General features: G+C 65.0%; 29 protein-coding genes, 1 tRNA gene and 1 riboswitch. Of the genes, 13 read left to right on the forward strand and 17 right to left on the reverse strand.

All coding sequences use genetic code 11. The features are described 5' to 3' along the window. Positions 1-61 precede the first annotated feature (61 nt). Genes pgl through KBZ15_RS00600 form a run of 3 tightly spaced genes read left to right on the forward strand, consistent with a single transcriptional unit; the run spans position 62 to position 1,717 of the window. A complete protein-coding gene (gene pgl / locus KBZ15_RS00590) occupies positions 62-799 on the forward strand; it encodes a 6-phosphogluconolactonase (RefSeq protein ID WP_255012540.1) in 738 nt (245 codons plus the stop codon). Continuing rightward, positions 796-1,338: a CIA30 family protein gene (locus tag KBZ15_RS00595; RefSeq protein ID WP_255012541.1), complete on the forward strand. Its 543-nt coding sequence runs from the start codon at positions 796-798 to the stop codon at positions 1,336-1,338. Before pgl ends, KBZ15_RS00595 begins: the two co-directional genes overlap by 4 nt. Next, positions 1,325-1,717: a hypothetical protein gene (locus KBZ15_RS00600; RefSeq protein WP_396123363.1), complete on the forward strand. Its 393-nt coding sequence runs from the start codon at positions 1,325-1,327 to the stop codon at positions 1,715-1,717. The genes KBZ15_RS00595 and KBZ15_RS00600 overlap by 14 nt, the downstream gene beginning before the upstream one ends. Here the strand turns inward: KBZ15_RS00600 and ilvD are convergent. The 3 genes from ilvD to upp are packed head-to-tail and all read right to left on the reverse strand — an operon-like array spanning position 1,701 to position 4,394. Next, complete coding sequence (gene ilvD, locus KBZ15_RS00605; RefSeq protein ID WP_255012545.1) at positions 1,701-3,371, reverse strand: dihydroxy-acid dehydratase; 1,671 nt, start codon at positions 3,369-3,371, stop codon at positions 1,701-1,703. The two genes, KBZ15_RS00600 and ilvD, sit on opposite strands and share 17 nt — an antisense overlap. A 53-nt stretch (positions 3,372-3,424) precedes the next feature. Then, complete coding sequence (locus KBZ15_RS00610) at positions 3,425-3,712, reverse strand: hypothetical protein (RefSeq protein WP_255012547.1); 288 nt, start codon at positions 3,710-3,712, stop codon at positions 3,425-3,427. A gap of 25 nt (positions 3,713-3,737) precedes the next feature. Beyond that, positions 3,738-4,394: a uracil phosphoribosyltransferase gene (gene upp, locus KBZ15_RS00615; RefSeq protein WP_255012549.1), complete on the reverse strand. Its 657-nt coding sequence runs from the start codon at positions 4,392-4,394 to the stop codon at positions 3,738-3,740. A 39-nt stretch (positions 4,395-4,433) separates the two neighbouring features. On the opposite strand from upp, the gene KBZ15_RS00620 reads away from it, so the two are divergent. The 3 genes from KBZ15_RS00620 to cobW all read left to right on the forward strand — a co-directional run bounded on the left by KBZ15_RS00620 (position 4,434) and on the right by cobW (position 6,839). Next, positions 4,434-4,922 carry a pentapeptide repeat-containing protein gene (locus tag KBZ15_RS00620; RefSeq protein WP_255012551.1) on the forward strand — a complete coding sequence of 163 codons (489 nt, stop codon included), beginning with the start codon at positions 4,434-4,436 and terminating at the stop codon, positions 4,920-4,922. A 10-nt stretch (positions 4,923-4,932) separates the two neighbouring features. Beyond that, a riboswitch (cobalamin riboswitch) is annotated at positions 4,933-5,080 on the forward strand. 15 nt (positions 5,081-5,095) lie between these two features. Then, positions 5,096-5,770 carry a HupE/UreJ family protein gene (locus tag KBZ15_RS00625; protein ID WP_255012553.1) on the forward strand — a complete coding sequence of 225 codons (675 nt, stop codon included), beginning with the start codon at positions 5,096-5,098 and terminating at the stop codon, positions 5,768-5,770. Position 5,771: 1 nt separating this feature from the next. Next, positions 5,772-6,839, forward strand: a complete 1,068-nt coding sequence (gene cobW / locus KBZ15_RS00630; RefSeq protein WP_255012556.1) for a cobalamin biosynthesis protein CobW — start codon at positions 5,772-5,774, stop codon at positions 6,837-6,839. Positions 6,840-6,853: 14 nt separating this feature from the next. On the opposite strand, the gene KBZ15_RS00635 is transcribed toward cobW, so the two are convergent. Then, on the reverse strand, positions 6,854-7,183 hold the full coding sequence (locus KBZ15_RS00635; protein WP_255012559.1) for a hypothetical protein: 330 nt from the start codon (positions 7,181-7,183) through the stop codon (positions 6,854-6,856). 214 nt (positions 7,184-7,397) lie between these two features. Here KBZ15_RS00635 and purS point away from each other — a divergent pair, with 214 nt between their 5' ends. Next, the gene (gene purS / locus KBZ15_RS00640; protein WP_254930677.1) at positions 7,398-7,670 is read left to right on the forward strand and encodes a phosphoribosylformylglycinamidine synthase subunit PurS; all 273 of its coding nucleotides are present in this window, start codon (positions 7,398-7,400) and stop codon (positions 7,668-7,670) included. Next, positions 7,667-8,329 (forward strand): phosphoribosylformylglycinamidine synthase subunit PurQ, encoded by a 663-nt coding sequence (purQ, locus tag KBZ15_RS00645; RefSeq protein WP_255012561.1) that lies wholly within the window; start codon positions 7,667-7,669, stop codon positions 8,327-8,329. Before purS ends, purQ begins: the two co-directional genes overlap by 4 nt. On the opposite strand, the gene KBZ15_RS00650 is transcribed toward purQ, so the two are convergent. Next, positions 8,322-8,912 carry a peroxiredoxin gene (locus KBZ15_RS00650; protein WP_255012564.1) on the reverse strand — a complete coding sequence of 197 codons (591 nt, stop codon included), beginning with the start codon at positions 8,910-8,912 and terminating at the stop codon, positions 8,322-8,324. The genes purQ and KBZ15_RS00650 overlap by 8 nt on opposite strands. 176 nt (positions 8,913-9,088) lie before the next feature. Between KBZ15_RS00650 and KBZ15_RS00655 the strand changes: the two genes are divergently transcribed. Then, positions 9,089-9,400 carry a hypothetical protein gene (locus tag KBZ15_RS00655; RefSeq protein WP_255012567.1) on the forward strand — a complete coding sequence of 104 codons (312 nt, stop codon included), beginning with the start codon at positions 9,089-9,091 and terminating at the stop codon, positions 9,398-9,400. Between the two features lie 56 nt (positions 9,401-9,456). Here the strand turns inward: KBZ15_RS00655 and KBZ15_RS00660 are convergent. The 6 genes from KBZ15_RS00660 to psb32 all read right to left on the reverse strand — a co-directional run bounded on the left by KBZ15_RS00660 (position 9,457) and on the right by psb32 (position 13,637). Further along, positions 9,457-9,530, reverse strand: a tRNA-Met gene (locus KBZ15_RS00660). A 40-nt stretch (positions 9,531-9,570) separates the two neighbouring features. Beyond that, positions 9,571-10,527 carry a M23 family metallopeptidase gene (locus KBZ15_RS00665; RefSeq protein WP_255012569.1) on the reverse strand — a complete coding sequence of 319 codons (957 nt, stop codon included), beginning with the start codon at positions 10,525-10,527 and terminating at the stop codon, positions 9,571-9,573. A gap of 173 nt (positions 10,528-10,700) precedes the next feature. Beyond that, positions 10,701-11,222, reverse strand: a complete 522-nt coding sequence (locus tag KBZ15_RS00670) for a tRNA (cytidine(34)-2'-O)-methyltransferase (RefSeq protein ID WP_255012571.1) — start codon at positions 11,220-11,222, stop codon at positions 10,701-10,703. Between the two features lie 19 nt (positions 11,223-11,241). Continuing rightward, positions 11,242-11,805 carry a bifunctional adenosylcobinamide kinase/adenosylcobinamide-phosphate guanylyltransferase gene (cobU, locus tag KBZ15_RS00675; RefSeq protein WP_255012574.1) on the reverse strand — a complete coding sequence of 188 codons (564 nt, stop codon included), beginning with the start codon at positions 11,803-11,805 and terminating at the stop codon, positions 11,242-11,244. Continuing rightward, on the reverse strand, positions 11,792-12,937 hold the full coding sequence (gene pxcA / locus KBZ15_RS00680; RefSeq protein WP_255012577.1) for a proton extrusion protein PcxA: 1,146 nt from the start codon (positions 12,935-12,937) through the stop codon (positions 11,792-11,794). Before pxcA ends, cobU begins: the two co-directional genes overlap by 14 nt. A 4-nt stretch (positions 12,938-12,941) precedes the next feature. Beyond that, positions 12,942-13,637, reverse strand: a complete 696-nt coding sequence (psb32, locus tag KBZ15_RS00685) for a photosystem II repair protein Psb32 (RefSeq protein ID WP_255012580.1) — start codon at positions 13,635-13,637, stop codon at positions 12,942-12,944. 68 nt (positions 13,638-13,705) lie between these two features. On the opposite strand from psb32, the gene KBZ15_RS00690 reads away from it, so the two are divergent. After that, the gene (locus KBZ15_RS00690) at positions 13,706-14,407 is read left to right on the forward strand and encodes a cofactor assembly of complex C subunit B (protein WP_255012582.1); all 702 of its coding nucleotides are present in this window, start codon (positions 13,706-13,708) and stop codon (positions 14,405-14,407) included. On the opposite strand, the gene lptC is transcribed toward KBZ15_RS00690, so the two are convergent. Together lptC and metG are read right to left on the reverse strand one after the other, a co-directional pair. Continuing rightward, complete coding sequence (gene lptC, locus KBZ15_RS00695) at positions 14,307-15,434, reverse strand: LPS export ABC transporter periplasmic protein LptC (protein WP_255012585.1); 1,128 nt, start codon at positions 15,432-15,434, stop codon at positions 14,307-14,309. The genes KBZ15_RS00690 and lptC overlap by 101 nt on opposite strands. 62 nt (positions 15,435-15,496) lie before the next feature. After that, complete coding sequence (gene metG / locus KBZ15_RS00700; protein WP_255012605.1) at positions 15,497-17,101, reverse strand: methionine--tRNA ligase; 1,605 nt, start codon at positions 17,099-17,101, stop codon at positions 15,497-15,499. Positions 17,102-17,150: 49 nt separating this feature from the next. On the opposite strand from metG, the gene KBZ15_RS00705 reads away from it, so the two are divergent. After that, positions 17,151-18,968, forward strand: a complete 1,818-nt coding sequence (locus tag KBZ15_RS00705) for an FAD-dependent oxidoreductase (RefSeq protein WP_255012587.1) — start codon at positions 17,151-17,153, stop codon at positions 18,966-18,968. Positions 18,969-18,983: 15 nt separating this feature from the next. On the opposite strand, the gene KBZ15_RS00710 is transcribed toward KBZ15_RS00705, so the two are convergent. Genes KBZ15_RS00710 through rpmG form a run of 3 tightly spaced genes read right to left on the reverse strand, consistent with a single transcriptional unit; the run spans position 18,984 to position 21,488 of the window. Further along, on the reverse strand, positions 18,984-20,978 hold the full coding sequence (locus KBZ15_RS00710; protein ID WP_255012606.1) for a ribonuclease catalytic domain-containing protein: 1,995 nt from the start codon (positions 20,976-20,978) through the stop codon (positions 18,984-18,986). A 46-nt stretch (positions 20,979-21,024) separates the two neighbouring features. Further along, a complete protein-coding gene (rpsR, locus tag KBZ15_RS00715; protein WP_006041316.1) occupies positions 21,025-21,246 on the reverse strand; it encodes a 30S ribosomal protein S18 in 222 nt (73 codons plus the stop codon). Between the two features lie 47 nt (positions 21,247-21,293). Continuing rightward, positions 21,294-21,488, reverse strand: coding sequence for a 50S ribosomal protein L33 (gene rpmG, locus KBZ15_RS00720; RefSeq protein ID WP_197148830.1), 195 nt, complete (start codon positions 21,486-21,488; stop codon positions 21,294-21,296). 112 nt (positions 21,489-21,600) lie between these two features. On the opposite strand from rpmG, the gene pheT reads away from it, so the two are divergent. Further along, entirely contained in the window at positions 21,601-24,051 is a 2,451-nt protein-coding gene (gene pheT / locus KBZ15_RS00725) for a phenylalanine--tRNA ligase subunit beta (protein ID WP_255012590.1), read from the forward strand. Here the strand turns inward: pheT and rlmD are convergent, their stop codons facing one another. Then, the gene (gene rlmD, locus KBZ15_RS00730) at positions 24,052-25,407 is read right to left on the reverse strand and encodes a 23S rRNA (uracil(1939)-C(5))-methyltransferase RlmD (protein ID WP_255012593.1); all 1,356 of its coding nucleotides are present in this window, start codon (positions 25,405-25,407) and stop codon (positions 24,052-24,054) included. Between the two features lie 114 nt (positions 25,408-25,521). On the opposite strand from rlmD, the gene KBZ15_RS00735 reads away from it, so the two are divergent. Beyond that, positions 25,522-26,016, forward strand: coding sequence for an allophycocyanin subunit alpha-B (locus tag KBZ15_RS00735; RefSeq protein ID WP_255012595.1), 495 nt, complete (start codon positions 25,522-25,524; stop codon positions 26,014-26,016). Positions 26,017-26,589: the final 573 nt, after the last annotated feature.

The following is a 26,589-nucleotide window of genomic DNA, read 5'->3' on the forward strand; positions in this document are numbered from 1 at the left end:
AGCTTCCACACCGAATGGCTTGACTGAATCACCGCTTCCCATCCCCCCTTGCCTTTTGCCCATGAACTCCTCGCCAGCCCCGCCACCGAGCTACAGGGTGGTGGTGGCCGACTCGGCTGAAGATCTGGCCCGTCGCACGGCCCAGACGATCGGCTCGGCGCTGGATTTGGTGTTGGCGCAGCGGGATCGGGCCCAGATCGCCCTGGCGGGGGGCGGTACCCCCCGAGCTGCCTATGGCCTTCTGGCCCAGCAGCATCTGCCCTGGGGGCGGGTGGATGTGCTGTTGGGTGATGAGCGCTGGGTTCCAGCGGACGATCCCTCCAGCAACGCCCGCATGGTGCGCGAAACCCTGATGGCCGCCGAACCCGGCAGCCATGCCTGCCTGCATGCAGTGCCAACTGACCTGCCAACCCCGGAGCAGGGCGCCCAGGCCTACGCAGAGCTGCTGCACCATCTCTGTGGGGGCGAGCCGCCAGCCCTGGATTTGGTGCTCCTGGGCCTCGGCGACGATGGCCACACGGCTTCTTTGTTTCCGGGAACCGCCGCCCCAACCGTGGTGGATCGCTATGTGACCCTCGGTGAGGGCAAGGGTCTGCCCCGGGTAACCCTCACCGCACCGACCCTCTCGGCGGCGCGGCAGGTGATATTCCTAGTGAGCGGCAGCGGCAAGGTGCAGGCGCTCAGGCGTTTGCTCGATCCCCTGGAGGCCCCGCAGCGCACCCCCGCAAAGCTCGTGCGCCCCAGCGGCGAAGTGCTGATCCTGGCTGACCGGGCAGCGGCTGCGGGCCTGGAGCCGTGATACCCATCGCCAGCGGGGATGGCTTTAGCGGATGGCATGCCCTCAATGACACGGTGATGGGAGGGCGCAGCCAGGGAAGCTGCCGCATAGGCCCTGGGGGACTTGTGTTTGAGGGCACCGTGATCGAGGCGGGGGGTGGCTTCATCAGCTGCCGATCCCCCCTGTTTTCCCCCCCGCTTGATCTTTCTGCCTGCCTTGGCCTGGAGCTGGATCTGGTCGGTGAGGGGCGGCGTTTCAAGCTCGCCGTGGCCTGCGCCGATGGTCTGGCGGGATTGACCAACCTGATCCCAGGAGGCCTGCGTTGGGTGTATGAGTTTGGTACGGAGGCCCCTGGCTCCAGCGTGATCCGGATTCCCTTCGCCGATCTGCGGCCTTCGGTGCGGGCCAAACCCGTGGGTTTACCGTTGCGCTTCGATCCGAGCCGCATCACCCGGCTTCAAGTGCTGCATTCCCGTTTCGCTGATGATGGGGGGCCGAATACGGGTTTTCGAGCCGGCGAGATCCATCTCGAATTGCATGCAATCCGTGGCTTTGTCTGAGCCCCTTGCCGCCAACCTGCCCCAGCTGGTGGCAGCGGCAGCCGATCTTTGCCGCAAACCCCTGAGACATGCGGTTCTTCCCCTCTCAGACCAGTCGGCTGAGCAGGAATTCATACTGCGCCTGGAGGCCCGCAACCTTGACGGTGTGCGCTGCGCTGAGCAGGATCTTGAGCTGGAGATCTACCCCAGCGGCAAAGACCTGAACCTCACCCTGGCCTGGAGCAACGATCCCGAGCGCCCCCTGCTCTGGCATGGCAGTCACCCGGTGTGGATGGAGGCTGGCACGGGATTGCGCTGTGAGCGGCCCCAGGATGGGGCCCCGCTGGAAAGCCTGGCCCGACGTCTCAGGGCCCAGCTGGCCTTTATGCCTGGTCTGTGACTGCCCCCAGGCTGCTGCTGCTCACCTGACGGGCGTACTTACCCAGCACCCCGGTCCTGTAGCGCGGTTCGGGCTGGACCCAGCTGGAGCGGCGACGGGCCAGCTCGGTATCGTCCACGTTCAGCTGGATCAGTAGCTGGTTGGCATCCACTGTGATGCTGTCGCCTTCCTCCACCAGGGCGATGGTGCCGCCCACGGCGGCTTCGGGAGCCACATGGCCCACCACCAGGCCGAAGGAGCCACCGGAGAAGCGTCCATCGGTGATCAGCGCCACAGAATCGAGCAGCCCCTGGCCCACGATTGCAGCGGTGGGGCTGAGCATTTCCCGCATGCCAGGGCCGCCCACCGGACCCTCCTGGCGCACCACCACCACATCACCGGGCTTGATCTGCTTGTCGAGGATGGCGGCAAGGCAGGTTTCCTCGCTCTCAAATACCCGAGCCGGGCCAGTGATGACCGGATTTTTAACACCGCTGATCTTGGCCACAGCACCCTCGGTGGCCAGGTTGCCCTTGAGAATTGCCAGGTGGCCCTTGGCATAGAGGGGATTGCTCAGGGGCCGGATCACGTCCTGGCCGGCTGGCGGCTCAGCCGGCACATCGGCCAGCACCTCCTGGAGGGACTTGCCTTCGATCGTGCGGCAATCCCCGTGCAGCAGACCCGCATCCAACAACAGCTTCATCACCTGGGGGATACCGCCGGCCTGGTGCAGATCCACGGTCACATAGCGGCCACTTGGTTTGAGGTCGCAGATCACCGGTACCCGCTGGCGGATCGTCTCAAAGTCGTCGATCTTCAGTTCGACTCCGGCCGTGCGGGCCGCCGCCAGCAGGTGCAGCACCGAATTGGTGGAGCCGCCCACCGCCATGATCACGGTTATGGCATTTTCAAAGGCCTGGCGGGTCATCAGATCCCGGGGGCAGATGTGGGCTTGGATCGCCTCGGCCAGGACCTCGGCGCTGCGGGCGGCGGAATCGGCCTTCTCCGGATCCTCAGCCGCCATGGTGGAGCTGTAGGGGAGGCTCAGGCCCATCGCCTCGAACGCCGCGCTCATCGTGTTGGCCGTAAACATGCCACCGCAGCTGCCGGCGCCGGGGCAGGCATTTTTCTCGATCGCAGTGAGCTCCTGCTCGTCGATGCGGCCGCCGCTGTACTGGCCTACCGCTTCAAAGGCACTCACTACGGTGAGGTCGCAGGCGCCGAGCTTGCCCGGCTTGATCGTGCCGCCATACACAAATATTGACGGGATGTCCATGCGTGCCATGGCCAGCATGGCGCCGGGCATGTTCTTGTCACAGCCGCCGATTGCCAGCAAGCCATCCATGCTTTGGGCGTTGCAGGCGGTTTCGATCGAGTCGGCGATCACCTCCCGGCTCACCAGGGAATACTTCATTCCCTCGGTGCCCATCGAGATGCCATCGCTCACCGTGATCGTGCCGAACATCTGGGGCATGGCCCCGGCGGCATGGGCGGCCGCTTCGGCCCGGTGAGCCAGGTCGTTGAGGCCCAGGTTGCAGGGCGTGATTGTGCTGTAAGCGTTGGCGATGCCGATGATCGGCTTGTTGAAATCGCCATCACCAAAACCCACTGCACGCAGCATGGCCCGGTTGGGAGAGCGCTGGATCCCCTGGGTAATCGCGGCGGAGCGGAGCATGGCAGTGGGTCGGCTTCAGAAAACCTACCGACCGGACCAAACCAGGCCCGCTTTCAGCCCCGGGTATTCATGGTTTCCAGCTGGCGGCGCACATCCTCGATCGCCTGATTTAGCTCATGCACCCGGTCATGGAGCTCCCGATCTGGAGGTGCTTCCAGGGCGGCGGGCTGGGGCGGTGGGATGGGGCCCTGGCGCCTGGCCTGGCGCTTGCCCTGGCGCCGCTGCTCTGCCTCGGCCAGCAACCACCAGCCCAGCCCAGCAGCACCGAGTGCGGCGCCGGCCAGCAGGCTCAGCATCGAACCGCTGGCTCCTGAATTGGTATTGCCGCTCTGATCACCCATCATCCTGATCTTGATTAAGGCCAGCCTAGGCAGTAGGGACAGCCATTTCGAGCAGCGGGCCGGCGAAAAGACGCTCGGCCACAGCGCCAATGCCGGGGACAATCTGGCCATCCCCGTCTAGTTCGGGATCGATGCCAGCGGTGTAAATGGTGAGATCGCCGTGGCGTTCGCCCACCAACTGCAGGCCAGGCCCGGAGGCCAGGGCGGTGACAACCCGCAGCCGATCCCCACGCACCCCAAGCTCGGCCAGGCGATCCAGCACCTGGTTCAAGCTTTCTCCCGTGGCCACGGTTGCGCAGAAAACCAGCACCCCGGAGCGGGGGGGGATTGGCCTGTCCAGGCCCCTGATTCCCTGCTGCTGCAGCCCTAGATGCCGCACCTGGGCGCTTGGAATCACCGCTTGGGCCCCCTGCCAGAGCCCTAGGCCTGCGGTGAGCAGGGGAAGGGCCAGCAGGGGCACGTCCCCATCGACGATCTCCGCCTCGGTGGCGGCCAGGGGGGAGTCCACCTGGATAGAACGATGGGGCAGCCAGTCCCTGAGGGCTTCGTAGCTGAGCCAGCGTCCGAGTTCGGTGGTGGCGCTCGCGTACAGAGGCCCAGGAGTGTGGCGGTCCCGGAGCACGGCCAGCCAGTGGCCGATCAGGGGGTGGGGTGGAACCACCACCCGCAGGGCCATGGCCATGGTTGACATAACTTGAGGTGTCAGCCTAATAGCCCGCCCATGGCCCCCCTTTTGACAGCCCTCGCCACCGTGATGGCCTGGCTGCTGGTGCTGGCGCCTGCCTGGGCCATCACGGCTCCTGAGCTGCGCAGCCAAAGATCGCTTCAGGATCTTCAGCCCAACATGCATGGCCGCAACCTGCAGCAAGCTGAATTTCTCAAGGCATCCCTGGCTGGCTTTGATTTCAGTGACAGCGACCTGCGCGGCGCGGTTTTCAACAACAGCGACCTGCGCGGCGCCGATCTGCAGCAGGCAAACCTCGATGACAGCGTCGCCTTCGCCAGCCACTTTGAAGATGCGGATCTGCGCGGAGCGCTGCTGCGCAACGCGATGATGCTGCAGAGCCATTTCAAAGGAGCTGCGATCGAAGGGGCGGATTTCACCGACGCCGTGCTCGATATGCCGGAGAAGAAGGCCCTCTGCCTGCGAGCGGCCGGGACTAATCCAGTCTCCGGAGTGGCCACCAGAGAGAGCCTGGCCTGCCGCTAGGGAGGAAGCCAGATAGCATCAGCATTCCGGTTCCGGTGGGGAACAGCCACCGGAGGTAAGGGGGAAAGTCCGGTGTGAATCCGGCACTGTCCCGCAGCTGTGAAGGCGTGTCCCCGGACCGTCCAGTCAGAACGCCCGCCGGTTTTGTTCTTCCTACGGCGCGGACCGGCTCCATGAAAGTTTCCACGCACCAGCCCTCCGGCCTGAGCGCCCCAGGGCTGCGCAGTCCTTCACTTTTCAATCACTCACTCTTCAGGCCTTCCCTTTGTCTGGCAGCAGCCCTGGTGGCCTCGCCGCTGCTGCTCAGCGCGCCTGCCCTGGCCCACCACTTCGCCGATCTGGGCCAGATGAAGCCCACCTGGAGCAACGGTGTGATCAGCGGGCTGGCCCACCCCCTGCTGGGCCCAGATCACCTGGTTTTCCTGCTGGCACTCTCCCTGGTGGCTCTGCAGCGTCGTTGGAGCTGGGCCCTGGGTTTGCTCCTGGTTGGTTTGCTTGGTGGGGCAGCAGGCCTGGCCTGGCCTGGCCTGCCGGGGGCCGAGGCGCTGGTGGCCTGCACCCTGGTTGTGGAGGCCCTGGTGCTGCTGCGCCGCCTACCCCCGGTGTTGCTGTTGCCTGCAATGGCCCTGCATGGCTACGTGCTGAGTGTGCCGGTGTTCGGCTGGTCAACCATGCCGGTGGCTGCCTATGGGGCCGGACTGCTGCTCAGCCAGGGCAGCCTGCTGCTGGTTGCCCTCTGGTTGCTGCGCCCGCTCGCCAAGCGCCTCTCGCCGGCGAATCTGCGTTGGCTGGCCCTGGCCCTGACCGCCTGCGGAACCACCTGGGCTTTCTCAGCCTGGGCAGCCTGAAATGCAGGCCTTAACAAAACGCCTTCCCGTCACCGTGGTGACTGGCTTTTTGGGCGCTGGCAAAACGACCCTGCTGCGCCACCTTCTCCTCAATGGCGGCCAGCGGCTGGCCGTGCTGGTCAATGAGTTCGGGGAGGTGGGCATCGATGGGGCCCTCCTGCGCAGCTGTGGCTTTTGTCCTGATGAGGAGCTCGATTCCAGGCTGGTGGAACTGGCCAACGGCTGCCTCTGCTGCACGGTTCAAGACGAGTTCCTGCCCACCATGGAACGGCTTCTCGAGCGGGCTGACAGCCTTGACGGCATCGTGGTGGAAACCAGTGGTCTAGCCCTGCCAGAACCACTGATCGCGGCCCTGAATTGGCCCGAGATCCGTACCCGGATCATGCTCAACGGGGTAGTGGCCGTCGTCGATGGCGAGGCCCTGGCCGCTGGCGCGTTGGTGGCCAACCCGGCCGCCCTGGAGGCCCAGCGCCTCCTTGATCCCAGCCTGGACCACGCCAGTGATATTGATGAACTCTTTGGCGAACAGCTGGAAGCGGCCGATCTGGTTTTGATCAGCAGGGCGGACTGTCTCTCCAAGGACGCCCTTGAGGGGGTGGAACGGCAGCTGGCCCCCCGTCTCCGCCCCGGCGCTGCCGTGGTTCCGATGGGGCGGGGGGAGGTGTCTCCCGAACTGGTTTTGGGCATGGCCAGGGCCAGCAGCCCAGCAGCTGGAGAGGGCCATGACCACACCCACGAGCATGACCACACTCACGTTGCAATTGAATCGGTGGCCCTGCAGCTAGGCGGAATATTTGAGCGCCCGGCCCTGGAAGAGAAGTTGCACCACCTGCTGCTCCAGCCTGGACTGATCAGGGTCAAGGGCCTGCTGTGGAGCCCCGGCAAGGCCCGTCCCCTGCAGATCCAGGCCGTGGGCGCCCGCCTGGAGTGCTGGTATGAAGCTGGGGCCCAAGGCTCCCAGGCCGCTCAGCCGGGCCGATTACCAGGGCTGGAGTTGGTGTTTCTGGGCTTCCAACTCAATCGCCCAGCCATCGAAGCATTGCTGCTGGAGGGGGTTACACCGCCCTGAGGAGCGAAGCCAGCTCAATCGAGGGGAATGTCGCCCTGGGCGCAAACCCCGTTCCAACAGAGGGCCGGCCCAGCAATCCAGCTGGTTTGCACCGGAATCCAGCCCCTACCCCTGGTCAGCTTGCTCGGGGGACCATCTGGCGGATTGTTCATCGTGACGGTGCCGCCGCCGTCGTGGCGAAAGCTAATCCGGCTCCCCGCCACCCGAATTTCCCAGCGTTCGCCGGGACTCTCCACGACCATGGTGCAGGTTTGCCAGGGCCCATCTCCCAGGCGACAGCGCAGGGGCACGGGCTCGGCGGCAAGGGCCGCGGGCAGACCCAGCCAGCCAAGGCGCCAGCCCAATCGCCACACTCGCCCGCAAACCTGCCTGCACACCTGTTTGCACAACTCTCTGCACCAGCAGTCGCTTGCTTGACGCGGCTTTTCTTGCCGCCATTCCACTGGGAAGTTCAAGCTGGGGCACGGCCCTTTAGGGAGGGTCTTCCTCCAAGTTGGCCAGGGGCGGCGAAAGGGGACCATCGAGCTGGCAAGATTTAACAAACCTCCAGCTCTTCTGGTGCCCCTCTTTCGCGCCCGTGTTCAGGTATCCCTCAGGCCATCGGTGCTTGACCCGGCGGGCGAAGCCACCAGGGCTGCGGCGGCGCGCCTTGGGGTTGGCGGCCTGCGCAAATTGCGCATCGGCAAGGCCATTGATCTGGAACTCGAGGCAGACGACCGCGCCACGGCCCAAAGCCAGCTGGAATTGCTCAGCGATCGCCTGTTTGCCAACCCCGTGATTGAGAACTGGTCTCTGGAACTGCTGGAAGATGGCGGGGAGCGGCCCGCATGAGCATCGGGATCGTGGTCTTCCCCGGGTCCAACTGTGACCGGGACGTGCGCTGGGCCCTGGAGGGTTGCCTGGGCCTGCCAACCCGCTTCCTCTGGCATGGGCAGGCAGACCTGGGCGATGTCGACGCCGTGGTGATCCCAGGTGGATTCAGCTATGGCGACTACTTGCGTTGCGGGGCCATCGCCCGCTTTGCGCCCCTGCTTGCAGCCGTGCGGGAATTCGCCGCCGCTGGCGGGCCCGTGCTCGGAATTTGCAACGGCTTCCAGGTGCTGACGGAAATGGGCCTGCTGCCTGGAGCGCTCACCCGCAACGCCCGCCTCCATTTCATCTGTGAACCTGCACCCCTGCTGGTCCACCCAGGCAATTGCGGCTGGCTTGGGGCCTACGGGGAGGGGGAGCGGATTGTCCTACCGATAGCCCATGGGGAGGGCCGCTACCAGTGTGAGCCAGACCAGCTAGCTGCCCTAGAAGCCAATGGTCAGCTGGTACTGCGCTACGCCAGTAATCCAAATGGTTCGGTGGGGGATGTGGCTGGCATCACCAATGCCCAGGGAAATGTGCTGGGATTGATGCCCCACCCTGAGAGGGCGGCGGATCCCAGCACCGGCGGCCTAGATGGCCAGCGCCTGTTGACGAGCCTGAGGGCCTGGGTCAGTTGACGGCGGCGAAAAACTCCTTGCTCTTGATAGGGTCTGGATTCATCGTCTTGTCCCCGGGGGTCCAGTTGGCGGGGCAGACCTCGTCTGGGTTGCTGCGAATGTGCTGGAAGGCCTGAAGCAGGCGCAGGGTTTCGTCGACGCTGCGGCCCACGGGCAGGTTGTTGATGGTGCTCTGCATGATCACACCATCGGGATCGATGATGAAAAGGCCGCGGAGCGCCACGCCGGCTTCCTCATCGAGTACCTCATAGGCCCGGGCGATGTCCTTCTTGAGATCGGCAAGCAGCGGGTAGGCGATGTCGCCCAAGCCGCCATTTTTGCGGTCGGTCTGGACCCAGGCCAGGTGGCTGAACTGACTGTCTACCGACACGCCAAGCACCTCACAATTGCGGCTGGAGAAATCGCTGTAGCGATCTGAGAAGGCCGTGATCTCGGTGGGGCAGACGAAGGTGAAATCCAGGGGATAGAAGAACAGCACCACGAATTTGCCGCGGTAGTGAGACAGGGTGATCTCCTTAAACTCCTGATCCACCACGGCAGTGGCGCTGAAGTCGGGTGCCTGGAGGCCAACGAGCCTGGACATGCTGAATGGGTGGCAAAGGGGGATCAACCGGGCTTGTCGAAGACCATTCCTGCCCCGGCGACGGAGCTTTAGGCAAAGTCGGATCGACTACCAGTTGGTTGCTCAACAATTTATCACAGCTTCCCTGCCCGGCGTCACCATAGGCTAAGTAAATAACCCATTCAGGAAAAGACGGCATGGGCTGGGAGCCGACTGTATTGCGCAAATACAACACCACAGGCCACTTCCGCCTGCTCAGCCAGCTGCGCTCCGAGCTGAAAGCAAACCCCCTGGTCCGTCCCAAGGACGGCCAAAGCATCGGCGAGGTGAATCGCAGCAAGTCGTTGATACGGGCCATTGAGGGGCGCTCCCAGGGCTACGGCAGGTCCCGGCGCGGCGGTTCAGGCCAGCCGCCGGCCTCAGCGCAGCCAGCTCTTGCTGCCCCGCAGCAGGAGAGCCCGGATTCGGCCTCCTTGCGCGGACGACTCAACGGCGTCGAACTGCGCTGAGCCCCGCTGGGATCCGGAGCCCATAAAAAACCCCGCCAGAGCGGGGCAGCAAACTATGGCTCGGGGGAGACTTGAACTCCCGACCTTGGGGTTATGAATCCCACGCTCTAACCAGCTGAGCTACCGAGCCGCGGTAGATGGATTTTATCAGGCCCTGATGCCGGCTTAGCTCAGGCGCGGGGCGGCAGCATCTGCAGCGGATTGACCGCCCCAGAGCTGGCTGGATGGATTTCGAAGTGGAGGTGGGGTCCGGTGCTGCGGCCGGTGCTGCCCATCTGGGAGATGACAGAACCCTGATCCACTTCCTGGCCCACCTGAACCATCAGGCGGCTGTTGTGGGCGTAGAGGGAACGGCTTCCATCCGCATGGGCCAGGGTGACCAGGTAGCCATAGCCGCCATCGTGCCAACCCGAAAACACAACCCGCCCGGCCTTGGCTGCCACGATTGGCGTGCCGACGTTGTTGGCCACATCGATTCCCTTGTGCATCCGGCCCCACCGCCAGCCGTAGCCGGAACTGAACACCCCCTTGGTGGGCCATATCCAGCCTTGGGCAGAGCTGGGGCCATCAAAGGGCTTGGTAAGTCCTTCGAAGCCGGGCAACTCAGGCCAGCTGACGCCGCCACTGGTTGTGGGCTTGAGCCCCAACACCATCCGGGTGCGACCCGGAGCAGATTGGGCCAGGCGAACCTGGCTGCCCACCACCAGCCGGGCCGTCTCCAGACCCGGGTTGAGCCGTAGCAACTCATGCAGGGTTAGGCCGTAGCGATGGGCAATTTTGGCCAGGGTGTCCCCGAAGCGCACCGCTGCCCCCTCCTGGACCGGTGGCAGGGAATGGAGGGGTGGGCTGCGACGCAGGTCACTGGTGTCAATCGAGGCCAACTGCTTGATCTGCCGGGCCTGCTGGCTCGGTAGCACCAGCCAGTCACCGCGGAGGAAGCTGTGGTCTTCATCGACGTCATTGAGCTTGGCCAGCCGCTCTTCGTCGACTTTCAGGGAGCCTGAGAGCTCCTCGACGCTGATCGACTCGCGCACCTTGACCCAAATTCGGTCGCTGCTCGGGGCAGGCAGGGCCGCCACCAGGGCGTCGATGGAGCCACCTTGAATTTCGTCAGGAGCCAGTGCCATCACCACCGCAGGCACAGCTGCGGCGCAGGGAATCAGGATTCTCAGACAAAAATTCAAAGGCTTCATCCAGATTTCTCCGTTGGATAGGGCTTGTGGAGAAGCCAGCACCCACAAGTCGGCCAGAAGTTAGCGGACGAAGCTCGGGGGCACAAGGGGACTGGGCAGTAGCCCCCTCAGCGAGCAGCCGTGATCCCTGTGCTGGTTGGCGATCCCGGCAAGGTCAGCAAATCCTGTTGACGCAGAGCTTCGAACAACACCACCCCCACCGCCACCGAGAGGTTCAGGCTGCGCACCCCTGGCTGGGCCGCCCGGGCGGCTCGGGCCATCGGAATGGCGAGGGTGGCGTCGGCGCCGCTGAGGACGGCGGCGGGCAGGCCGTCGCTCTCGCGGCCGAACAACAGCCAGTCTTCAGGGCTAAACAGCCAGTCGCAGTAGGAAGCGCCCCCGTGACTGCTGAGGGCGATGAGCCGGCCGCCCCTGCTGCTGCGATGGTTCAGAAAAGCGTCCCAGCTCCCGTGGCGCACCAGGCTTACCAGGGGCCAATAGTCCAGGCCAGCTCGCTTGAGCTGGCGATCGTCGATCTGGAAGCCCAGGGGTTCCACCAGGTGCAGCTCGGTGTCTGTGGCGGCACAGGTGCGAGCCACGTTGCCTGTGTTGGGTGGGATCTGGGGCTGGTACAGAACTATGCGCGGCATGGATTTGCCCCTACTGCCCTCAGATCTCTGGAACGGCAAGGCTATGGCTGCGGAGGTCGAGGGCCCGGCCGGCGATCACCAGCCACAGGCCGCTGCACAGGGGCGCCAGTTGCTGTTCCAGGCTGCCAAGCCGATCTCGAAACAGGCCGCCAATGGCCGTTGGCGGCACCACCCCCCAACCGGTCTGCTCACTGACCAGCACGGCCGGTATGGGCAGGGCAAGCAGGCAGTCGTAGAGGTTGGAGCAGCGCTGCTGCCAGTCAATGGCGTCAAGCTCGAGGCCGGCCGCCACCCAGGTGCCCAGGGAGTCCACCAGGGCCAGCCCCGGGGGGCTCAGGCTGGCCAGGCCCTCGGGCAGGGCTGCCCCCACCTCCCTGGTGCTCCAGCTCTGCGGGCGGCGTTGGCGATGGGCCAGGACCCGGGCCATCCAGGCAGGGTCTGCAGCTGAGGCACCAGGTCCGGTGGCCAGGTAGGTAACCGCCAGACCTGAGCGGAGGGCCAGATATTCGGCCCAGCGACTTTTGCCACTGCGGGCAGGTCCGAGGACCAGATGGCAGCCCAGCAGGGCCTCAGCCTCCACCATTCATATTGCGCAGGGTTGCCACCGACGAGGGCGAAACACGGTTGAGGTAGCGGAAGATCCAATACTTGAAGACCGTGGCCAGTACCACCGGAAAGGTGGCAATAAACAGCATGATGAAATTTTCCCTGGCCGGTAGGCCGAGATGGTGTGCGAGCCCGTCGAGCAACACAGTCCAGCCTTCCGGACTGTGAAAGCCCACAAAGATGTCGGTTGCAAGGATGATCGCGAAGGCCTTGGCGCTGTCACTGAGGCCATAAATCAGTTCATCGAGAAAGCCCCTCAGCACCTGGATATCCCGCTGGCCGAAAAGGCAGACCAGCACAAAACCCACCAGGCCGCCCAGATCGGAGAGCACGTTCTTGATGGCGTGGGTGCTCTGTAGATCTGCCTCCTCCTTCAGTTCATCTGCCTTCAGGGCAAGTTGGGTTTGCAGCTCCTCACGGCTGGGTAGGGGTTTGCCCTTAAGCAGGGCATCAAACTCAATTTCGGCCTGGAAGACGCGCAATTTCTCGACCGCCTGTTCCTCCAGCTTTGGTTTGGGGTAGGTGAGGAAAGCGTTGTCTGGGGCAAATCGATCAACCAGGGGCGAAATCACGTAGGTGCGACTGACCTGCTGCACCAGCACGGGGACCAGAATTAAGAGCAGAAGGATGCGCAGCGAGACCAGGGTGGAATCGCGGCGGCGGCGAAAACCTGCCACCACGTTGGCTTCCGCTTCCGGGTCCAGCTGGCGCCTGACCTGGTCAACCACGCCAATCAGGCTGCGCGGTAAAACCTCCGGCGAGCGGCTGATCGTGGGCAGGGGGTCTCGCCTATCGCTGTAGCGAGCGACCACCGTTTGGATCAACTGAAGTTGGCGAACTTCCTGACCGGCGATTTCACCCCGGTGGGATTCCAGGCTGGCCAGGGTCTGGCGGCAGACCTCCAGGGCCGCCCGAAAACGCCGTAGCAACTGGGCCTGGGAGGCCCGGGGGATGCGCAGGTCGAGCTCAGGCCTGACAGGGCGATCGTTGTAGTGCTCCAGTTCGATGCTCTGAATCAACAGGGCAGCTTCGTAACCCCGCTCCAGATCGTTGCTGAGGTCTAGGGCCTGGGCGCGCCCGAAGCTTCCCATCCAATCGGTGAGTGCCATCGGTTCAGCGCGAGAAAACCCACCAGGTGAGCATCGGCACCAGGGTTCCTACCACCAGTAGGACAACAATCCAGGTGTAGGCGTTGCTGGAGGCAGTTTCCTCCTTGGTTGGGATATTGGTGGGTTGGCTGACAACCTCTGTCAGGACAGGCTCACCCGGATCGAGGCCAGCCTCAAGCACGCTGAGCAGGCGATTCATCGCATCGAGACTGCCCTGGCGGTAACGCCCGCCTTCCCGGATCGGCAGGGTCATGGTGGTGCGGCCAGTGCTGCGCAGCAGGTTCGGATCCAGTTGGCCGCCGAGTTCAGGCGAGGCGGCCACTGTGGCGCTGTTGGTCTGGCTGTCGATCAAGAACAACAGCTGGTTCGGTGCATCTGCCGCCTGCTGCCACGTCTCAACGATCTGGGCTCCGAGCTGGGGGAGGCTGAGGCCGTAATCAAGTCGACTCACCGTGACCAGGTGGGCATCGACCCGGTCTGGGCTGAATCGTTCCAGGGTTCTGCCGAGTTCAGCGACGGCTGAGCGGCTGAGCACCCCAGCCGAATCCAGGACCCTCTCCTGGGGCGGAGCAGCGGGGAGGTCGCTGGCTGAAACGGCCAGGGCCGGTGTGGCGAACAACAGGCTGAGCAGGCTGCCGGTCAGGGCAGCAAGCAGACCCAGGAGGGGGAGCCAACGGCTCGGTTGCGAAGAATGCAGCAACGGAAGAGGCCACGCTTCGCCCTAGTTTGCCCCTAGCTGGCCCTGTTGTCGCCTCCTGCTGTGTGGACATGACCGCCTCCATCCCCGCGCGGATCTGTCTTTGCTCAGGTGGGCTGGCTCTGGCATTGGTGGTGCTCAACCAGACCACCGCCGCCTCGATTGATCCGGCCCTGGAGAGGGCAGCCGTTCTCGCCAGCATGCTGGCCGTGGGTTTGATGCTGGTGGGGGTGGTGTGGACCCGGGCGGTCCCTGAGGCGGCGGCCCGGGTGGAGCTCCAGGGCAGCCAGGGGTTGGAGCTGGCCGCTGGACTTCCCGCCGAGCTGGCCGAGGAGCTGGGCTGGGGTAGCCAGATGCTGCTCACCGCCAGCGCCGCAGCGGTGGTTGTCGTGTTCTGGCAAGGACGTTGTCTGCTGCGTCGGGGCCTGCTGGCAGAAACCGCATTTGTGCCCGGAGCGACCTGTGAGCTTGCCCAAAGCAGGGGCAGGGTCGTCTCCCTAGTGGATCTGCGGCTCTATCCGGGGCGTTCCGAATTTGAGCGCCTGAGCCCCGGTTTGCCGGCCGTGGTGGTCCAACCGTTTGGCTCCCAGGGTCTGGTGGTGCTCGGGGGCTGGTCGCCGCGCTGCTTCAGTCGCAGCGACCTCAGCTGGCTGGAGGGCTGGGCCCGCCGCCTTACGGGGCGAATGGAGGGGGTTTGGCCGATCGACGGGGCCCCGATCCAGACCGGGGTGGCACCTTCACCTGACTCAGCACCCGATTTCCCGGATTGCTGAATTCGGCTCGTCCCTCCTTGCTCAGCAGACCCGTGAGCCGCTCGCCTCGGGTGATCTGGTTGAGGCTCTGGCGGCGCAACACCACGCCCCCATCGGCGGCAACCTCGTTGGTCTGCCAGTTCCAGCTGCACCTGTTTGCCTCCAGGGAATCTCCGGGCTGCTGGATCCGGCAGGCCTGGGGAATCAGCACGGTGTGGCTGCGTCCCAACACCTCAAAGCCCTGGCCGCTCAAGCGGGACTGGTCGAGTTGGGCGGTGAAGGGGTGGGGACTGCTGATGCGCTCAAGGGCCATTTCAATGCGGGTGTCGCTGGCATCGAGGCGGGCCTTGCGGCTCGGGTCGAGCAGTTGCACGGGGGCAGCCAGATCAATCACCCGCGTAAGGGAATTGCCGCTGAGGCGTGGCGCCGTGAGGGTCTGTACGACGTTGGCCGGGAGGCGCCGCTCCCCCCGAACCGGGCCCATGCCCACCAATTGGCCCGTGCGGGCATACCAGTCGACAGCCTTCAGGGCCAGTTTCAGCTGGTCGCTGCCGCTGCGTTCCAGCACGGGTTTGCCGCGCAGTTCCAGTTTTTCCTGCTGCAACAACACCAGGGCACGCTTCGAGCTCAGGCGCAGATCCCCCTGGCTGGCCTGGGGGCTGTGATCAATCACCATGCGCTCCTGGCGCGGGTACCAGCGCAGCCTCTGGGCTGTAATCAGCAGGGGTTTGGGCCCCAGCTTGACCAACCTGGTCAGGCCTTCGAGCTGCACTACTTCGCCGTCATTGATCACCGTGCCGCTGGTTGCCTTGAGGCGATAGGCGGGCTGGCCCTTGGCATAGATCGTGCCGCTGAGATCACGGGCCTGGGCCACCCTGCGGCCGAGGTCATAGCGGGCTTCCGGACTGCTCAACTCCCAGAGGGGCAGCCCATCGGTGCCCTTCTGGCGCAGGTTTAGGGAGCGAAACACAAAGGGCTGGGGAGGCTCCTCCTTAGCGTCCTGTGGTCGACAGCCGAGCAACAGCAGGGGCAGGGCCGCACTGCCCATGGCAAGGAGCAGGAGGGGCCTGGCCCATGGGGCTGAACCAGGCTTGCCAGCTGAACGCCCCATCACAGGGGTGAATCCAGCTCGAGCCGCCGCATCACAGGCTCGGGCTCGGGCAGGGCTAGACCAGGCTGAAGAACCCCCCACTGCTGGGCCGCAAGCCAGGGGGACTGGAGGGGCTCGCCAGAGGTCTGGTCAGAGGGAGGGCCAGCCTCCTTTGGCGCATCGCTGTTGAAGGGCTGCTGGCCGAGTTGCACCAACATGCGGCTGGAGAGATCGGGCACGATCGGGGCCAGCAACACCGCCAGCCAGCGGCTGGCTTCCAGCACCGCGTAGAGGTCTGATCCCACCTGGTCCCGCTGGTCGTCGTGCTTCATCCGCTGCCAGGGGGCCTGGTCGTTGAGATAGCCGTTGGCGGATATGGCTAGCTGCAGGCTGGCTTCCGCCGCCCCACGAAAATCCAGCGTTGTAAGTGCTTCGTTGAATTTGCTTGCCGTCTCAAGGGCGACAAGGGCCAGGGGATGGCTTGCTGCAGCGGCCTCACCGGCCGGGGGCACCGCATCGGCAAACCAGCGCCGTGCCATCGATGAGGTGCGGTTGAGCAGGTTGCCGATCGTATTGGCGAGATCGTTGTTGACCAGGTCGACGAAGCGCTGTTGCTGGAAATCGCCATCGTCGCCGAAGGCAATGTCCCGCAGCAGATACCAGCGCACCGCATCCCTGCCGCACCGCTCCAGCAACACCTCCGGATCGAGCACGTTGCCAAGCGACTTACCCATTTTCTGGCCTTCCCGGGTGAGGAAGCCGTGGCCAAAAACCCGCTCCGGCAGCGGCAGTCCTGCCGAAAGCAACATGGCGGGCCAGTACACAGCGTGAAATCGCAAGATGTCCTTGCCGATGACGTGCAGCTGGGCGGGCCAACCCCGCTCGAGTACCTGCTCCAGCTGGGCCGGCTTGTCTGGATCAAGCAGGGCGGTGAGATAGCCCAATAGGGCATCAAACCACACATAAAAAGTGTGGCCTGGGTGGCCGGGTACCGGGATCCCCCAAGGGAGGTCCAGCCGGGAGATCGAGAAATCGCGCAGCCCCTGGTTAACAAAATTTTCCACCTCCTTCTGGCGAGTGGCCGGCAGGATGAAACCCGGCCTCTGGATCAGGGCCTCTACCTCGGCCTGATAGCGGGAGAGCCGGAAGAAGAGATTGACCTCGTCGCGCCATTCCAGGGGTTTGCGGTGAATGCTGCATTCCGGGTCCTGGCTGCCCGGGGCGTCGTCCTTGAACTCCTCACAGGCGACGCAATACCAGCCCTGCTGGCGCCCCTCCACCACATCGCCATTTGCCTCCACCCGGGCAAAGAATTGTCGCACCAACTGCTGATGCTGGGGGCTGGTGGTGCGGATGAAGCTGTCGTGACTGATCTGCCAGCGGCTCCAGAGATCGCGGTAGCCGGCGCTGATGGCATCGCAGTGGGCCTGGGGACTGAGCCCGGAGGCTTCAGCGGTGCGCTGGATCTTCTGGCCGTGCTCATCGCAGCCGGTGATGAACACAACCTGCTCCCCTCTCAAGCGCTGAAAGCGAGCGATCGCATCGCACGCCAACGTGGTGTACGCGCTGCCTAAGTGGGCGCGATCGTTGACGTAATAGAGGGGGGTAGTGAGGGTGAAAGCCATGTACCCCACCCTGCCACGCTGGGCTGCACTGAGCCCTTGCCCGGCAGCCATGGCGATCGCCCACGAGCAGGTTGATGTGGTGGTTTGGGGCGGGGGAACGGGCGGCGTAGCTGCAGCCCTGCAGGCCGCCCGGGGGGGGGCAGACACCCTGCTGCTCACCCCAGGGGCCTGGCTCGGCGGCATGGTGAGCGCCGCCGGGGTCTGCTGCCCCGATGGCAACGAGCTCAGCCCCTGGCAGACCGGGCTCTGGGGAGCCTTTCTGCGCGAGTTGCAGCGGCGGGAGCCGGGAGGGCTGGATCACAACTGGGTGAGTTGCTTCGGCTACCGGCCCGCCACGGCCGAGGCGGTTCTGCGTGACTGGTGCCGGGCCGAACCCAGGCTGCGCTGGTGGCCATCGACCACCCTGGCGGCGATCCGGCGGCGGGGCGCCCGAATCGAGTCCCTGGAGCTCTGCCGCGGCGAGCGCACCATCAGGCTCGATCTGCAACTGCTGATCGACGGCAGCGATCGCGGCGACACCTTTGCGCTGGCGGACGCTCCCTTTCGCTTTGGCTGGGAAGCCCAGGAACAGTGGGGGGAACCCAGTGCCCCCACCCGTCAGCGGCTCGAGACGGAGCCGTTTTTCCGCCAGCAGCCGGTGCAGTCGCCCACCTGGGTGGTGATGGGCCAGCTGGCTGCTGACAGACCACCAGGGCCCGATAGCGCCGGGCCCCATCCGCTCCTGCCAGCCCCATTCACCGATGCCGCCGCCACCTTCGGCCTCGAGCGCACGATTACCTACGGGCGTCTGCCGGGTGGTTTGGTGATGCTGAATTGGCCGCTGCACGGCAATGACTGGCATGAAGGAGTCGGCGAGCTGTTTGGTCCCGATCCGCAGCGTCGACAGGCCGTGTACGGGGCAATGCGGGCCCATAGCCAGGCTTTTGCAGCGGCGCTGCATACGGCCAGCGGCGGTTGGCTGCGGGCGGCAGCCTGCTTCCCCAGCCATGGCGCCAAAGATGGCCAGCTCAGCGGTGCGGAGGCCCTAGCCCTGATGCCCTACTGGCGAGAGGGCCGTCGCCTGGTGGGTCGGGAGTTGGTGCGCGAACAGGACCTGCTGCCCCAGGCTGCCGGTGCGTCGATTGCCGCCCCCAGCAGGGACGATGACGGCCAGCTCAGTGCAATCGCCGTGGGCAACTACGCCAACGATCACCACTATCCCGGGCCCGATTGGCCTCTGGCCCCCAAGAGTTGCCGTTGGGGTGGCCGCTGGAGCGGCACGCCCTTCACCATTCCCTTCGGTGCCCTGGTAAGCGCCGGGGTCGACAACCTGTTGGCGGCCGATAAGGGCACCAGCACTAGTCACATGGCCAACGGCGCCACCCGCCTCCAGCCCCTGATCCTCAATACGGGCCAGGCAGCTGGTGCGGCAGCAGCGCTCTGTATCCGGATTGGCTGCCTGCCGGCAGATTTGGCGCCTCGGCTGCTGCAGGAGACCCTGATCGGTGACGCCCTCGCCCCGGCCGGGCCGATGCCCCTGTGGGACACCCCCTGGCACCATCCGGATTGGGCGGCCCGCCAGCGGGCCGCCTTGCAGGATCCGGCCCTGCTGGGCGCAGGCGGCAGCCTGCAGGGCTGGCCCGCCCGCCTCGATCCTGCGGTCGCTCCTGCCGAGCCGGCTGAGCAGCTGCTTGAGGGCGAGTTGCGATGCGACGGTGAGGGTGGTTACCGGCTGCTGCGCAAGGACGGCTTAGGCGACTGGCAGTTGATCACCCTGGAACCCGCCATGCACCATTGGCTGGCGGCCCAGCAAAGCGGCCAGCTGGTGGCCCTGATCGGCTGCTGCAATCCCTGGGGGCCGTGGCTGCGGGTGTCGCGGCTGGCTTGAGGGACCCAGCAGGGCTCAACCGGAAGCTGCCACCAGCCGCAGCTGGTCCCGCAGCGAATCCACCTGCTGCACCCGCAGCAGCAGCGCTGCACCGGGTTGGGCACCCTGGGGACAATCCGCGGCCAGATCCATTGCCAGTTCGTCGATGCGCACCAGGCCCAGCCGGTCCTGGGGCCGCAGCCAGCGCAGAAACTCCGCTTGCCACTGGCCATTGCGGTGGGTTTCAAACCACACCTGCTGCCAGTGGCGCTGATCTTCGCGGGATATGCCGATGCCTTCGCGGACGGCACAATCAAACTGCTCGATCAGGGCCCGTACCTCCGGCTCGTCGAGCACCGGCCCGCCGCTGAGCTGGGCACCGATTTGGCGCTGCACCACCAGATCGCCGTAGCGGCGAATCGGGGAGGTGGCCTGCACATAGGCCGGCAGTCCCAGGCTGAAGTGGGGGGCCGGCTGGGTGCCCATCAGCCCACGGCTGAGGCAGCGCTTGATAGCGGCGAAGCGCGCGGCCCCCTGGGGCAGGGCCTGGAGCTCAGCGGCCGGTGGCAGGTCTGCCGGCGGCTGGCTGCGATAGGGCAGGGCCAGGCCCTGCTCGATGCCGAAGCGGGCGGCGACGGCCCCGGCGAGCACCATCGCCTCGGCCACCAGCTGGCGTGATGGGCAAACTTCGCTGACCTCCAGCACCGGCTCGCCGTCGCGACAGCGAATGCGGCCTTCAGGCAGGTCAAGCAGCAGGGCTCCCTGGCCTAGCCGCCAGGCCCGGCGCCGTTCTAGGAGCCGTTCGAGATCGGCCAGGTCTGGCTCCTGGGGGGGGGCCAGCTCAATCAGCTCGTCGGCATCGGCGTAGCTGAGCCTGAAGGTGGGTTTCACCCAGCTGCGCGTAATCCCATAGGCCGCGATGGCTCCGTCGTCGTCGAGCTCTACCCAGGTGCTCCAGGCGGCCGAGCGCACTCCCTGGCGCAGGCTCAAGGGGCCGGTGGAGAGGGCCTCCGGAAACATCGGCTGGTTGCCGCGTGCCAGGTAGAGGCTGCTGCCGCGGCGGCAGGCCTCGAGATCGAGCAGCGAGCCGGCCTCGATCAGCCGGTCGGGATCTGCCACATGGATCCAGAGGCGCAGGCTGCCGTCGTTGCGGCGCTCCAGGCCCAGGCCATCGTCGATGTCGCGCGTGTCGTCGTCGTCGATGGTGACGCAGCGCTGGCCGCTGAGATCCAGGCGGGCCCCATCGCTGGGCAGGGGGTCTAGGTGAAGGGCAAGCAGGCGGCTGGCCTCAGCTTCTTGGGCAGTGCTGAAGCCGCTGCTCCAGGGGGTCCCCGCCATGGAGAGCAACTGGTGGGGATCCCACTGCTCCATCTCGACCAGCAGATGGCGCAGGGCGCCGTGATCGCTGCCCAGGTGCAGGGCCGTGAGGCTCTGGCGCAGGGGGGCAGCCAGTTCGCTGAGCTCAATGCTACCGCCGGCCAGCTGTTTGAGCAGCTCCAGGCGCTGGCGATGGTCTGGGTTGAGGCCCGGTCCAGGCGGCTGGCGGCGGCGCAGCAGCTCCAGCCAGGCCCGCTCCTGCTGCTCGATCAGGGCCTTGCGGCGCCGATCACGGCGCAGGTTGCGCAACTCCGCACCACTGCGGGGTTCAATCTGCCCCTGGCGCAAGCGAAACCAGCTCTGGCCTCCCACCAGGGCCAGCCAGCAGGCCGCTACCTGGGCAGGCCCAGCACCACCGCACACCAGGTCGGTGAAATCGCCTATCCCGATAGTCTCATCCGATTCCAGCAGCAGGAGCCAGGCTGCGCCCCAGGCGCGACGCTCGGGACGGGCTCGTTCGATGGCCGCCGGATTCAGGGCCCAGGGCTCTGCCCCAAGCCGCAGGGGCGGGGCAGTTGCACCGCGCAGGGGGCAGAGCAGCTCCAGCTGGCGTTGCGGCAACAGCTGGGATTTGGCCTCGAAGCCAACCCTCAGGCGGGCCTTGCTGCCCTGCAGGCTCTCCACGACGGCCAGCTGGGCTGCGTGGGACTCCAGCACGCCGACCAGGTCGCCGTCGTGGAGGGTTGGGGAGGCCAGCGAATCAGCCCTCTGGATTCACGAATGGCAGCAGGGCCACGATCCGGGCCCGCTTGACAGCGTTAGTGAGGTCGCGCTGCTGCTTGGCGGTGAGGCCTGTGAGCCGGCGGGGCAGGATTTTGCCCCTTTCGGTGATGAATTTCTTGAGTAGATCCACATCTTTGTAATCGATGGGATCGCCCGGCTTGATCGGCGAAAGGCGTTTTTTGAAGAAGGAACTGGACATGGTTGGGGAGAACGGCAGGTGACGAGAATCGGAAGTGCGTCAAGCACTCACTTGATTTCCTTGTGCACCGTGGTGGCGTTGCAGTGGGTGCAGAACTTCTTCAGTTCCAGCCGTTCGGTGGTGTTACGACGGTTCTTCTCGGTGGTGTAGCGGGACACACCTGGAGAACGCTTGGCGGGGTTGGACCGGCATTCAGTGCACTCAAGAGTGATCACGATCCGGACGCCCTTGTTTTTAGCCATGAAGGACGTTGCGCCGCTAATGCGATGCGAAAGGACAAGGACCCACTCTACCTGCCCGCTGTACCCCTCCCCGACCGATCCCTAGGATCGACCTACTTGAAGCAACGGCTTAATGCGCGTCTCGCTCCAGTGGTTGCAGGAGCTGGTGAGCGCCCCTGGCCAGACTCTTGTCGCAGATGCCCTTGCTGAGCGGCTCTCGCTGGCAGGCTTTGAGGTGGACGCCATCGAAGACCTCTCTGCCCGTGCCGAAGGGGTGGTAGTGGGTTTTGTGCGCGATCGCCAGGCCCATCCCAACGCCGACAAACTCAGCGTCTGTCAAGTGGACGTGGGATCCAGTGAACCCCTTCAAATCGTCTGCGGTGCGCCCAACGTGCGGGCAGGGATCCACGTGCCAGTTGCCCTCGTCGGGGCAACCCTGCCTGCCGTCAAGCTCACAATCAAGCCGGCCGAGCTTCGCGGGGTGGCCAGCAGCGGCATGATCTGCTCCCTCGCCGAACTTGGACTGCCGGCCGAAGCCGATGGCATTGCCATCCTCGATGATCTGGTGGCGGACCTGCCGTCTTTGGGCACACCGGTGGGGCCCAGCCTGGGTCTGGACGACCAGGTGTTGGAGCTGGCGATCACCGCCAACAGGCCCGATGGAATGTCAATGCAGGGCATTGCCCGGGAAGTGGCAGCCCTGGTGGGCGGCCAAACCCACTTCGGTGCCCTAGCCGAGCCCATAACCAGCGCCCCGCTAGGTGTCGGCGAATCGACCAGGGCCGCCATGGAGCAGGGGGGGCTGTTCAGCATTACCGGGCTCAACTCCCTTGTGGTTGCCCCCTCCCCGCCCTGGCTGCAACAGCGGCTGGAGAAGGCTGGTCTCCGTCCCATCAACAATGTGGTCGACATCACCAATCTGGTGATGCTCGAAACCGGCCAACCCCTGCACGCCTTTGACGCCCAGCGGCTTGCTTCCATAACTGGTCCAGGCCAGGCCCAGGTCGAGAGCATGGGCTTGCGTCAAGCCAGCAGCGGTGAACCTTTCACCGGATTGGATGGCACCCAGCACCTGCTCAGCGCTGAGGCCCTGGTGGTGACCTATGGAGACAAGCCAATTGCCCTGGCCGGGGTCATGGGCGGCGCGGAGTCAGCCGTCCATGGCGGCACCACAGCAATCTGGCTGGAAGCGGCCGTGTTTGCCCCCCAGGCCGTGCGGCGTTCCTCCCGGAGCGTGGGGCTGCGCACCGAGGCGAGCAGCCGTTTTGAGAAAGGTCTGCCACCAGAAAACACCCTGTCAGCTGCTGACCGCGCCGTTGCCCTCCTAACGGAACTCTGCGGCGCCCAGGTCACCGGGCGCTGGCTGCACCAGCGTCCCCAAGTTCCTTTTCAGCCCATCGAGCTGCGTCGAGACGCCCTCCACAACCTGCTGGGGCCGGTGCAGCAGGAAGGCTCCTGGGCTGACCTCAGCGATGGACGCATCACTTCTACCCTCAGCGCCTTGGGCTGCTGCATGGAGGAGCTCGAAAGCGGCGAGGGATGGCAGGTGAGCGTCCCCCCAGCCCGTTCGATTGATCTGCAACGGGAGGTGGACCTGATCGAGGAAGTGGCCCGCCTGGTCGGCTACGACCAATTCGCCTGCCACCTGCCCGACCCCCTCGAACCCGGTGGGCTCGATCCTGCCCAGCAGGCGGAGCGGCGGCTCAGGCGCCATTTGAGCGCTGCTGGGTTGCAGGAGGCCTGCAGCCTCTCGCTGGTGGCGGCGGCTCCTGGGCGCATTCCGCTGGCCAATCCTCTCCTGGCCGACTACGGCTACCTGCGAGACAACCTCCATGGCGAGCTGCTTGCCGCTGCCCGCCGCAACTGTCAAAGCGGGCAATCAGGCTTTTGGGCCTTTGAAATCGGCCAGGTTTTCAGCTCCGATGCGAACCATTCCGCTCGGCAGTTGCTGGTGGGGGTGATCTGCGGTGAACGTCGTTCAGAGCGCTGGAGCACCAGTGCCAAGGCCCAGCCGCCCACCTATTACCAGGCCAGGGGGGTGTTGCAGCAGGCCCTAGGGGCACTGGCGATTCCCACGGAAGATCGGCCCCTGGCCAGCCATCCCCTGCTCCACCCGGGCCGGGCTGCCCAGCTGGTCGTCGAGGGTCGCCCCGGTGGCTGGTTTGGCCAACTGCACCCCCAGCAGGCCGGGGATTTGGATCTACCGCTGGGCACCTACGTGTTCGAGTTGGAACTGGACGCTCTGCTGACCGCAGCCACCCGGCGCAACCGCTGGCAGCCCGCCTTTGCGCCCTTTGCGACCGTGCCCGCATCGGAGCGGGACCTGGCGGTTGTGGTTGCGGCCGATGTCTGTGCAGCCGACCTGCTCAAGCTGATCCGCAAGGCCGGCAAGCCCCTACTGGAGCAAGCCGAACTGGTGGATCGTTACGTGGGTGAACAGCTGGCAAGTGGGCAATGCAGTCAGGCATTCCGGCTGCGTTACCGCGATGCCAAGCGCACCCTCACCGACGAGGAGGTGGACCTGGCCCATGCAGGCATTCAGACCGCCCTAGAAAACCAGTTCGGGGCCCAGTTGCGCTGTTGATCACCGCCTCAGCACTGCCAAGGTCTCTACGTGGCTGGTTTGGGGGAAGAAATCGAGCGGCTGCAGCGACTCCAACTGGTAGAGCCCCTCGGCCACAAGCATGGCCAGGTCGCGGGCCAGGGTGGCCGGATCGCAGCTGAGATAGATCAAGTGGGCAGGGGGATGTTCCCGGATCGCCCCAATCGTCACAGGGTCGAGCCCCTTGCGGGGGGGATCTAGGAAGAGGGCGTCGCAGTGGCCCAGGTGTTCCGCTAGACATTGGGCCACCACACCGGTTTCAAAGGAAGCCCGACCGCTAAGGCCATTTTCGCTGGCATTGGTTTTTGCCTGATTCACCGCCTCCTGGCTGAGCTCGATGCCGTGGACATGCCAGCCCGTCGCGGCCACCGGCAGGCTGTAGGTGCCAATGCCGCTGTAGGCGTCAACCATCACTCCGGCTGGGATGGCCGCCAGGGCCGATAACAGCAGGGGCACCACCCGCTCAGCCTGCTGGGTGTGGACCTGAAAAAAGGTGTCGGCCCCAATCCGCAACTGGAGATTGCAGAACGATTCCCGCAACCAGCCCCGGCCGGCAACCACCCTGGTCTCCTCTCCCATCAAGGTGTTGGTGGGATGGGGTTGGAGGTTTAGGCAGACCCCCACCAGCTCCGGCCAGCGCCCCAGCCATTGGCCAGCCAGGAACTCCAGCCCATCAAGATCGGCGTGACTGCTCACCAAGGTGATCAGCAGCTCGCCGCTGTGGTGGCCGATGCGAAGCGCCAAGTGGCGCAGCCCACCCCCCTCACGGCAATCCCGGTCAACGGGCCAGTCACTTGCCTCCAGGTCTGCCTTGAGAGGGGCGATCAGGCCATCTAGGCGCGGATCCAGTACCGGGCAGTGGTTCATATTGACGATGCTGTGGCTGCCCCTGCGGTAGAAGCCCGCCCGCAGTCGGCCGTCTTCGCAGCGCTCCAGCGGGATGATGGCCCGATTGCGATAACCCAGGCCATCGGCGGAGGCCAGTAATGGGGCCACGGGCTGATCCAGGTGGGCAATTCGCCGCATGGCATCTACCACCTTCTGGTGCTTCCAGTGCTGCTGGCCCCGATCCTCAAAGTGCTGCAGGCTGCAGCCACCGCAGTTGTCGGCCAGGATGCAGGGGGGCTTGCGCCGCTCCGGAGCCGGGGTCTTCACCTCCTGAAGCTCCGCCAGCCAGTGGCGCTTGGCCCTATGGGTCAGCCGAACCTGAACCTGCTCCCCCGGCAGGGCACCCGCCACAAAAAGGACCCGATCGTCCAATCGGGCCACTCCTTGGCCGTCATGGGAGAGGCCGGTGATGGTCACCGCCACGCTGTTGCCGGTGGTGAGGCTTTCCAAGCGCGCTGGCCAATCCTTCACCCTACGTCGTGCGAAGGGGCGTTACACCTTTGCCGCCCATGGCCTGGTTCAGCGGCTGAGTCGATACAGTTAGAGGCGCATGTGGTCGCTGCGATGAGCGTCGTTCGGGATCTGATCCTCCAGGCAGATGATCAGCTGCGCTATCCCAGTGGCGGCGAGCTGCGATCGATGGTGGAGTACCTCAGCCGGGGAGCCGAGAGGCTCACGGTGGTGAGGTCGCTGACAGACAATGAAAAGAAAATCGTGGACGAGGCGGCACGCCAACTCTTCCAACGCAAGCCTGACTACGTGGCTCCTGGAGGCAATGCCTTCGGCCAGAAGCAAAGGGCCCAGTGCCTGCGTGATTACAGCTGGTATCTGCGGCTGGTCACCTACGGCGTGCTCGCCGGCAGCACCGAGATGATCCAGCAAATTGGTCTGGTGGGCGCCCGTGAGATGTACAACAGCCTTGGGGTTCCGATGCCGGGCATGGTCGAAGCAATGCGAACCATGAAGGATGCGGCCATCTCCCTGCTCAGCGCCGAGCAAGCCGCCTTGGCCGGCCCCTACTTTGACTTCCTGATCCAGGGGATGCAGACCAGCACCTGAAGCGCCTCCCCCACTGACACAACTTGCCCAGATGGTCGCATGTCCCATCTGGGCCTTTTTATTGGACTCGTAGCTGGTCTCACGTGAGACGCATGATTACGGTCCCGATGAGCCATCGCGGCTCCGATTGGCCATTGCGGGCCACCGCCCCCTGAGCCTTGCGTACCTGCGTAAGACACAGTTACGCAAGATTCCTAAGCAAGTGGCTGGAACACTTTTGAGGCAGTGATTTGACTCTGGACCGAAGTCCATGCCCAGTGGACCGCGCTTGCGAGCGCGCCAGCTCTGTCGCTATGGAGAAGGCTTTGGCTATTCCTTTGGCTATTGCATGGGGAATTTGCCAATTTTCGTGATTTCTATGGGGTATATCTGACTAATCCCTCTGCAATGCCCCGCAACTCAACCCCGGAAATAATGATCTCAAGCGTCCATGCCTGGACGCTTAATAGGTCTTAGAAGTAGACCTTGGTAAGCGACGCGGGATGGAGCGTAACTCAAGCGCTTGTTTTGTTTTCCCGCCTGGGTCTCGTCTTGAGTCCCTTGAATAGTCTCATAGGGGTACAATGAGAACAC

Origin of the sequence: Cyanobium sp. BA20m-p-22, from assembly GCF_024346275.1 — a bacterium.
Lineage (GTDB): Bacteria > Cyanobacteriota > Cyanobacteriia > PCC-6307 > Cyanobiaceae > Cyanobium_A.

Coding starts and splice junctions, on each gene's coding strand:
- pgl (WP_255012540.1), top strand. CDS start 62: ATGAACTCCTCGCCAGCCCCGCCACCGAGCTACAGGGTGGTGGTGGCC.
- ilvD (WP_255012545.1), bottom strand. CDS start 3,371: ATGCTCCGCTCCGCCGCGATTACCCAGGGGATCCAGCGCTCTCCCAAC.
- KBZ15_RS00610 (WP_255012547.1), bottom strand. CDS start 3,712: ATGGGTGATCAGAGCGGCAATACCAATTCAGGAGCCAGCGGTTCGATG.
- upp (WP_255012549.1), bottom strand. CDS start 4,394: ATGGCCATGGCCCTGCGGGTGGTGGTTCCACCCCACCCCCTGATCGGC.
- KBZ15_RS00620 (WP_255012551.1), top strand. CDS start 4,434: ATGGCCCCCCTTTTGACAGCCCTCGCCACCGTGATGGCCTGGCTGCTG.
- KBZ15_RS00625 (WP_255012553.1), top strand. CDS start 5,096: ATGAAAGTTTCCACGCACCAGCCCTCCGGCCTGAGCGCCCCAGGGCTG.
- cobW (WP_255012556.1), top strand. CDS start 5,772: ATGCAGGCCTTAACAAAACGCCTTCCCGTCACCGTGGTGACTGGCTTT.
- purQ (WP_255012561.1), top strand. CDS start 7,667: ATGAGCATCGGGATCGTGGTCTTCCCCGGGTCCAACTGTGACCGGGAC.
- KBZ15_RS00650 (WP_255012564.1), bottom strand. CDS start 8,912: ATGTCCAGGCTCGTTGGCCTCCAGGCACCCGACTTCAGCGCCACTGCC.
- KBZ15_RS00655 (WP_255012567.1), top strand. CDS start 9,089: ATGGGCTGGGAGCCGACTGTATTGCGCAAATACAACACCACAGGCCAC.
- KBZ15_RS00665 (WP_255012569.1), bottom strand. CDS start 10,527: ATGGCACTGGCTCCTGACGAAATTCAAGGTGGCTCCATCGACGCCCTG.
- KBZ15_RS00670 (WP_255012571.1), bottom strand. CDS start 11,222: ATGCCGCGCATAGTTCTGTACCAGCCCCAGATCCCACCCAACACAGGC.
- cobU (WP_255012574.1), bottom strand. CDS start 11,805: ATGGTGGAGGCTGAGGCCCTGCTGGGCTGCCATCTGGTCCTCGGACCT.
- pxcA (WP_255012577.1), bottom strand. CDS start 12,937: ATGGCACTCACCGATTGGATGGGAAGCTTCGGGCGCGCCCAGGCCCTA.
- KBZ15_RS00690 (WP_255012582.1), top strand. CDS start 13,706: ATGACCGCCTCCATCCCCGCGCGGATCTGTCTTTGCTCAGGTGGGCTG.
- lptC (WP_255012585.1), bottom strand. CDS start 15,434: ATGGGCAGTGCGGCCCTGCCCCTGCTGTTGCTCGGCTGTCGACCACAG.
- metG (WP_255012605.1), bottom strand. CDS start 17,101: ATGGCTTTCACCCTCACTACCCCCCTCTATTACGTCAACGATCGCGCC.
- KBZ15_RS00705 (WP_255012587.1), top strand. CDS start 17,151: ATGGCGATCGCCCACGAGCAGGTTGATGTGGTGGTTTGGGGCGGGGGA.
- rpsR (WP_006041316.1), bottom strand. CDS start 21,246: ATGTCCAGTTCCTTCTTCAAAAAACGCCTTTCGCCGATCAAGCCGGGC.
- rpmG (WP_197148830.1), bottom strand. CDS start 21,488: ATGGCTAAAAACAAGGGCGTCCGGATCGTGATCACTCTTGAGTGCACT.
- pheT (WP_255012590.1), top strand. CDS start 21,601: ATGCGCGTCTCGCTCCAGTGGTTGCAGGAGCTGGTGAGCGCCCCTGGC.
- KBZ15_RS00735 (WP_255012595.1), top strand. CDS start 25,522: ATGAGCGTCGTTCGGGATCTGATCCTCCAGGCAGATGATCAGCTGCGC.